The organism is Dehalococcoidia bacterium (genome assembly GCA_021295915.1).
In the GTDB taxonomy this organism is placed as follows: Bacteria; Chloroflexota; Dehalococcoidia; order Lucifugimonadales; family UBA1123; genus VXRN01.
Window position 1 is genome coordinate 22,518 of sequence record JAGWBK010000036.1, and the last position, 6,615, is coordinate 29,132.

5 protein-coding genes are annotated in these 6,615 nt (G+C 64.4%); 2 read left to right on the forward strand and 3 right to left on the reverse strand.

Features of this window, described 5'->3' with window-relative positions; translation table 11 throughout:
• Window positions 1-142 precede the first annotated feature (142 nt).
• From J4G14_10680 to J4G14_10690, 3 genes are all read right to left on the reverse strand, one after another.
• Complete coding sequence (locus J4G14_10680; protein MCE2458263.1) at window positions 143-1,567, reverse strand: NAD(P)/FAD-dependent oxidoreductase; 1,425 nt, start codon at window positions 1,565-1,567, stop codon at window positions 143-145.
• A gap of 45 nt (window positions 1,568-1,612) precedes the next feature.
• Window positions 1,613-2,098, reverse strand: coding sequence for a DoxX family protein (locus J4G14_10685; GenBank protein MCE2458264.1), 486 nt, complete (start codon window positions 2,096-2,098; stop codon window positions 1,613-1,615).
• A gap of 114 nt (window positions 2,099-2,212) precedes the next feature.
• The gene (locus J4G14_10690; GenBank protein MCE2458265.1) at window positions 2,213-2,479 is read right to left on the reverse strand and encodes an OsmC family protein; all 267 of its coding nucleotides are present in this window, start codon (window positions 2,477-2,479) and stop codon (window positions 2,213-2,215) included.
• A 333-nt stretch (window positions 2,480-2,812) separates the two neighbouring features.
• On the opposite strand from J4G14_10690, the gene J4G14_10695 reads away from it, so the two are divergent.
• Both J4G14_10695 and J4G14_10700 read left to right on the forward strand, forming a co-directional pair.
• Window positions 2,813-4,261 (forward strand): hypothetical protein, encoded by a 1,449-nt coding sequence (locus J4G14_10695; GenBank protein ID MCE2458266.1) that lies wholly within the window; start codon window positions 2,813-2,815, stop codon window positions 4,259-4,261.
• Window positions 4,262-4,276: 15 nt separating this feature from the next.
• On the forward strand, window positions 4,277-6,615 hold a 2,339-nt coding region (locus J4G14_10700; protein MCE2458267.1), incomplete at its 3' end, for a DNA polymerase III subunit alpha.

Genomic DNA, 6,615 nt, shown 5'->3' on the forward strand with positions numbered 1-6,615 from the left:
TCGCAAGAGCAATTTCGGGTGGAATTTATGGGGCCATATGGAGGATTCACGGGGTATTGACCACCCGTGGGTTCCCGCTTTCGCGGGAGTGACGGGTGGGAAGGGCCTGCCACTCGGGGACAGCCTCGGCAGGAACAGAATATCAGCGGTCGAGCCGACGCAGCGCGGCCTGGGCTGCGAAGTAGCCGCACATGCCGTGCACGCCTCCTCCGGGCGGAGTCGACGATGAGCAGATGAATATCTCGGTCGACGGTATGGAGTAGGGGTCGAACATACTGACCGGACGCGAGAAGAGCTGGCCGAGGTCCTGGACTCCTCCGCCGATGTCGCCGCCGACGAGGTTCGGGTTGTATTCCTCCAGCGCCGCCGGGGGCCGTACGCTCCTCGCCAGGATGCGCTCGCGGAACCCGGGAGCGAAGCGCTCTATCTGATCCTCGATCCTGTCTGTCATATCGAAGTCGGAGCCGTTCGGGACGTGGCAGTAGGCCCACGCCGTGTGCTTGCCCTCGGGTGCGCGGGACGAGTCGAATATGCTCGGCTGGGCGAGCAGCACGAATGGCTGCTCCGGGTGACGTCCGTTCCACACCTCGCGCTCTGATTGAGCGACCTCAGCCATCGTGCCGCCCAGGTGCACCGTGCCGGCCCGCGCACACTCAGGGGCAGTCCAGGGCACCGGTCCGTCCAGCGCCCAGTCCACCTTGAACGCCGCCGGGCCGTAGCGGTACGCCTCGAGCTTGCGCCGGAAGCGGTCGGGCAGGCTGTCTCCGGCGATGCTGACGACCTGCCTCGGCGTAACGTCGAGTAGGGTGACGTTCGCGTCGGGCACGTCCTCCAGCCGATCCACCGTTACGCCGGTCTCGATCCGGCCTCCGAGCGAGGTAAGGTGGGAGGCAAGAGCGTCTGCTATTCGCTGTGCTCCGCCACGCGGCATCGGCCAGCCGACTGCGTGACCGCTGGCTCCCAGCACGAGTCCGACCGCTGCGCTGACAGGACGTTCGAGAGGCAGCACCGAGTGCGCGGCGATCCCGGCGAACAGCGCCCTGGCCCGCTCACCCTCGAAGTGGGACTGCGCCACCGACACGGCCGACCGCAGGCCGAGCAGCCCGAAGCGCGCTGTCACGAGCGGGTGACGCGGAAATCGCAGCGGACCGATGACGTCGGAGCTGAGCTTGTCCCAGTTCCTAACGAGAGGGCCGAACAGCTTGCGGTACGAGGACGCGTCTGGTCCCAGGCCCTCGGCGGTCTCGTCGACTGAGTCCTCCATCGTCACTGCCGTGCCGTCGTCGAGTGGGTGAGCCAGCGGCGAGGGAGAATGGACCCACTCCAGCCCGTGCTCGGACAGCGGCAGCGTGGGGAAGAACGGCGAACCCACTGCCAGCGGGTGTATCGCGGAGCACACATCGTGCAGGAACCCGGGCAGTGTCAACTCGGCGGACCGTGCGCCGCCACCGACCGTGTCCCGGCCCTCGACAACCAGCACAGAGTGCCCAGTCTGTGCGATGGCTATCGCGGCCGACAGGCCGTTGGGGCCCGCGCCCACTACGAGTGCGTCATAGCTGCCGGTCAGTGCGTTGGACTCAGACCGCCTCACTCGATGGTCGCTGGCAGCTCCTTACAGGAGCTCCTTGCCGAAGAAGTATCGCTCGATACCCCATCTGCGGCTGCCGAGGATTCCGATGATGCCCGCGCAGAGGAACCACAGGATAGTGACCTCTCCACCGTGCGCCACGAACGCGTTGCCTCCGTCAGGAGGATTGGGGTACAGGTGCGGCCACGGCCACACCGGGCTGAGAGCCGCATGTACTCCGAAGTACGCGACGATCATCGTCACGACCAGCGCGCCGGCACCCAGTCGGGTCAGAACGCCGAGCCCGATGAGAAACGCCGCGATGAGCTCCACCCAGCCGGCGATGTCCACCAGCGTGCCGAGTCCGTTCGGGTTCGCCCCTGCGGGAAAGTCCCACAGCAGGAACGCCTTCTGCGCGCCGTGCATGCCAACCAGCGCTGCGAAGGCGACCCTGAATATCAGGTAGAACTCGTCTGTGTACGATTGGAAGAAACGTCCGAATGTTCCCTGCTGTACGTTTTCTGCTGCCATTGTCCTCGCCTTTTCCTCCTTTGCGATTGCATTTCGTGCATTACGGGGGGCTTACAAAGTTGGAGCGTATTACGCTTATAACGGCAGTCTGGTTATTCAATCCTGGCTGCGATTTCAGTTGCTGATATCGGCAGTCCAGGTGATGTCTATGGCGTCCTTGACGCTCTCGTGGGCCGGACAGCCCTGGGGATGTACCCGAAGGGCTCTGTCGGCGGCCTCACGCTTATCGTCCGGCACCGGGAACTCGTAGTGGACGTTGATGCTGGAGATCCTGATGGTGTGCTCGGTGCCCTCTATCCTGCCCTCGACTGTGGCTACATAGTCCTCGGGGGAGATGTCGATTCCACGCGCCTCAAGGGCGCGTCGCAGGGTGCCGTACATTCAACCACCGACGGCTGAGACGATGTGGTCCAGCGGTCCTCGGGCACGCCATAGTGGCTCTTGAGCGCGCCTTGGACGCCGTAGACGACGGGCGCGGGGACGTCGCCGGTGTAGGCGTGCCTGAGCCCGCGGTTCATCTCGAGCCGGTTGCGGGATATGTACAGGAAGTCGTCTGCCATGAGTGTTTCCTCGTCCTATGAATTGTGCTGCCCATTATACGCACTTATGTCAATAGAATCGCGTGAGTTTCCGGGGAAAGATTGACAAATAGAACACAAGTTCTGTAACATCCACTGCCACGATACCGGGGGGACTGGTGATCGAGGAGTCGATATGAGAGTAGCCTGTGTTCTCATTACACACCTGAGGGCGAAGGCGGAGATGAGACGGCGGCCCCACCTGAAGGGGAAGCCTGCGCTGATCGTCGACCGCAACCCGTCCGTCGGGATACCCATAGTGGTCGACCGCTTCCCCGAAGCTGCCGGGGTGATGATCGGCATGACCCCGGAGCAGGCGGTGTCGCGCCACGCCAACGCCATCGTACTTGATGCGGACGAGCCATACTACCGCCGGACCTTCGGGCAGGTGCTCACTTCGTTGCAGGGGATCAGCGACCGTGTCGAGGGAGCGGAGACAGGCACGGCGTACGTGCGGGTGGACGGCCTCGAGGACCTGTACAGGGGCGAGGCGGGAGTCGTCTCCACGCTGCTGAACGCTGTCCCTGAGTACCTGCATCCACGAGTCGGCATAGCAGACGCGAAGTTCCCGGCGTTCGTGGCGGCTCGCATGAGCAGGGCGTTCGGCGCGTCCAGGGTGCCGGACGACGTGAGGGCCTTCCTCGCGCCGCATCCTGTTGAGCTGCTTCCAGTGTCCGCCAACGTGAAGATCGGATTGCGCCGGTTCGGACTGCACACGATGGGCGACGCCGCGACCATGAGGGAGCGAGTGCTTGCAGACCAGTTCGGCACGGACGGCAGACGGGCATGGGCGCTGTCGAACGGGATAGACGACAGGCCGGTCGTGCCCATCGCGTACGAGGAGTCGATAGTCGAGCACACGCAACTGCCGTACCACTCGTCGTCCATGCACGTGCTGTTCGTCGCGGTGGACGCGCTCCTCAGACGGGCCTATGCACGTCCGGAGATGAGGAGCAGGTACGTGGGCGCGGCGTCCATCGAGTGCACGGCGTCGCGTTCTCAGCCGTGGGAGAAGGTCGTCCGGTTCAAGCAGCCGGCCAGCACGTGGGAGGCGGCGTCCGTGGTGGTCAGGAGCCAGGTCGAGCTTGACCCGCCTCAGATCACCGTGGAAGACGTGACGCTCACGCTGTCGGAGTTCACCGGGGAGTCGGGGATGCAGATGGGACTGCTGAAGGACGTTCACGAGGGCAGGCGGCGTCTCGAAGAGGTCGAGCGGCAGCTAAGGGCGCGGATGAACGGCGAACACTCGCTGTACAGGGTCGCGCAGGTCGCTCCGTGGCACCCCGCGCCCGAGATGCGCGCGCTGCAGGTGCCCATCGACCCGGCGGGCGCGGACGCCATCAAGCCGCTCCACTCGCCGAGACCCGTGGAGGTGCAGGAGGGGACGGAGCGCGAGCCGGTGTCGGTGTGCCTCGAGCGTCGCTGGCAGCAGGTGGCGACGATATCCGACGCGTGGACGTTCGACCTGTGGTGGCTCCCTGAGCCGGTGGCGCGCTCCTACTACCGGGTCGATCCCGGCGACGGCAGGCAGGTCACGCTGTTCAGGGACCGGGTGGAAGGCCGCTGGTACCGGCAGAGCGCGTGAGATTCTGACAGAGTCATGGTCTCCGGCTACGTAGAGCTTCATGCCAAGAGCTTCTACTCCTTCGGACTGGGAGCGTCCCACACGCACGAGCTGCTGGCTCGCGCGAAGGAGTACGGCTATCCCGCGCTGGCGCTGACAGACACGAACCTCTGCGGCGCGCTGGAGTTCGCGCGTCTCGCCAACAGCCTCGAGGTGAGCCCGATCACAGGCGGAGAGCTGACCCTGACCGACGACTCGCGTCTCACGCTGCTGGCCAGGAGCCGGGCGGGATACTCGAACATCTCCCAGCTCTTCACGCTCGCCAACGCCGTCGACCGTCGGGAGTCGAAGGTCGACCCCTCGCGTCTGCCGGAGCACTCTGAAGGCGTGGTCGCATTGGTAGGTGGGCGCGACGGGCGGCTATCCAACCTGGTCGTAAGCGGTCGCATCAGCGAGGCACGCGCGCTCCTGGGAAGCTACATGGAGTGGTACGGCACGGACTCAGTGTACGTCGAACTCAACCGCAATTTTCTGTACGGGGATACGGAACGCAACAGGGAACTCGTGAAGCTGGCTCGCGAGGTCGGAGCGCCGGTTGTGGCCACCAACGACGTCCACTACCACTGTCTGGAGCGCTCGCGGCTGCAGGACGCGCTGGTCGCGGCGAGACTTAACACTACCATCGACCAGGCGCTCCCGCATCTGCGGCCCAACCATCACCTGCACCTTAAGTCGCATACCGAGATGGAGGCGCTGTTCGAGGAGCTTCCGGAGGCGGTCTCCAACACGGTGCGCATCGCGGAGCAGTGCGAGTTCGATCTGGGCACGGACCTCGGCTACACGCTTCCCGACCCGGACGTGCCGGACGGTTACACGCCGCTGAGCTACCTGAGGAGGCTCTGTGACGAGGCAGCGGTACGACGTTACGGCTCTGTGTCCGGGGAGGTGGAGCAGCGGCTGAACGACGAGTTCAGGCTGATCGATACCCACGGGCTGGCGGGTTTCCTGCTGCTGTACCGGGAGATCGCGCTCATCGCGCAGCGGATCATGGAGGAGCGCGGGCTGATGAGGCCTGAGACACCGGTGGAGGAGAGGCCGCCTGGAAGGGGGCGAGGGTCGTCGGTCGCGCTGGTGGTGGGATACCTGATCGGCATCAGTCACATCGACCCGATCAAGTGGGACCTTACGCTCGAACGGTTCATCTCAGAAGACATGTCCACGCTGCCAGATATCGACCTGGACTTCCCGAGGGGTCTCGGGGACGAGCTGATCGAGCGTGTCCACCAGCACTTCGGGCCTGAGTACGCAGTGCTGACCGGAGCGATCTCCACGTACCGGCTCAAGGGGGTCGTCCAGGACCTCGGCAAGGCGCTGGGCATTCCGCAGGAGGAGACGAGACAGCTTTCCAGGCAGATCGAGTCGCACAACGCCGTGAACCTCAGGGAGGAGATGATGGAGCTTCCGTCTTTCCGGGAGCGCGTGGACGCATCTGGTTGGAAGGACCTGCTAGAGCTTGCTCCCCAGTTAGCTGGGGCTCCGAAGCTTCTGGGCCAGCACGTCGGCGGCATGATTCTCAGCAGCTCTCCGATACCGGAGATGGTGCCGATAAGGGCAGGTGCGACGGATGGGCGGTACATCATGGACTGGAACAAGGACAGCGTGGCCGACGCGGGATTCGCCAAGATCGACATCCTGTCGCTGCCTGTGCTCGACCAGATAGAGGAGGCGTTGGACCTCGTCGAGGAGCGCCAGGGAAAGCGTCCCGATCTCAGCAGGATAGACCCGGAAGAAGCTGATGTTTATAACATGATAAACGAGGGCAAGTCCAAGGGCGTCTTCCTGCTGCAGTCGCCGGCACAGCTCAAGATGGCGCAGCGTCTCAAGTCGCGCGACCTGCTCGACCTCGCGTACCAGGTGGCGCTGATACGTCCAGGAGTGGGAGTGCAGGGGAGCGCGGTATCGCAGTTCGTCGACCGGTACAGGCACGACGCAGAGTGGGAGTACGACCACCCGCTCGAGGAGCGCGCACTGGCACGGGGCTACGGCATCATCGTGTGGCAGGAGCAGGTGGTGCAGCTCATCAAGGACGTCTCCGGCATGACCGCCGCCGAGGCCGACGAGGTGCGCCGCGCCTTCTCCAGGCCCAACAGCGAGCACCTGATCGAGATGCACCAGCAGAGGTTCATGGAAGGCGCGCTGAATAGGGGCGTACCTGAAGAGACCGCGCTGAAGATATTCGGCAAGATCAACGGGCACTACATGTTCCCGGAGTCGCACTCGCACGCGTTCGCCATAACCGCGTACCAGGCCGCGTGGCTCAAGTGCCACCATCCACTGGAGTTCTTCGTCGCGCTGATGAACAACCAGCCGATGGG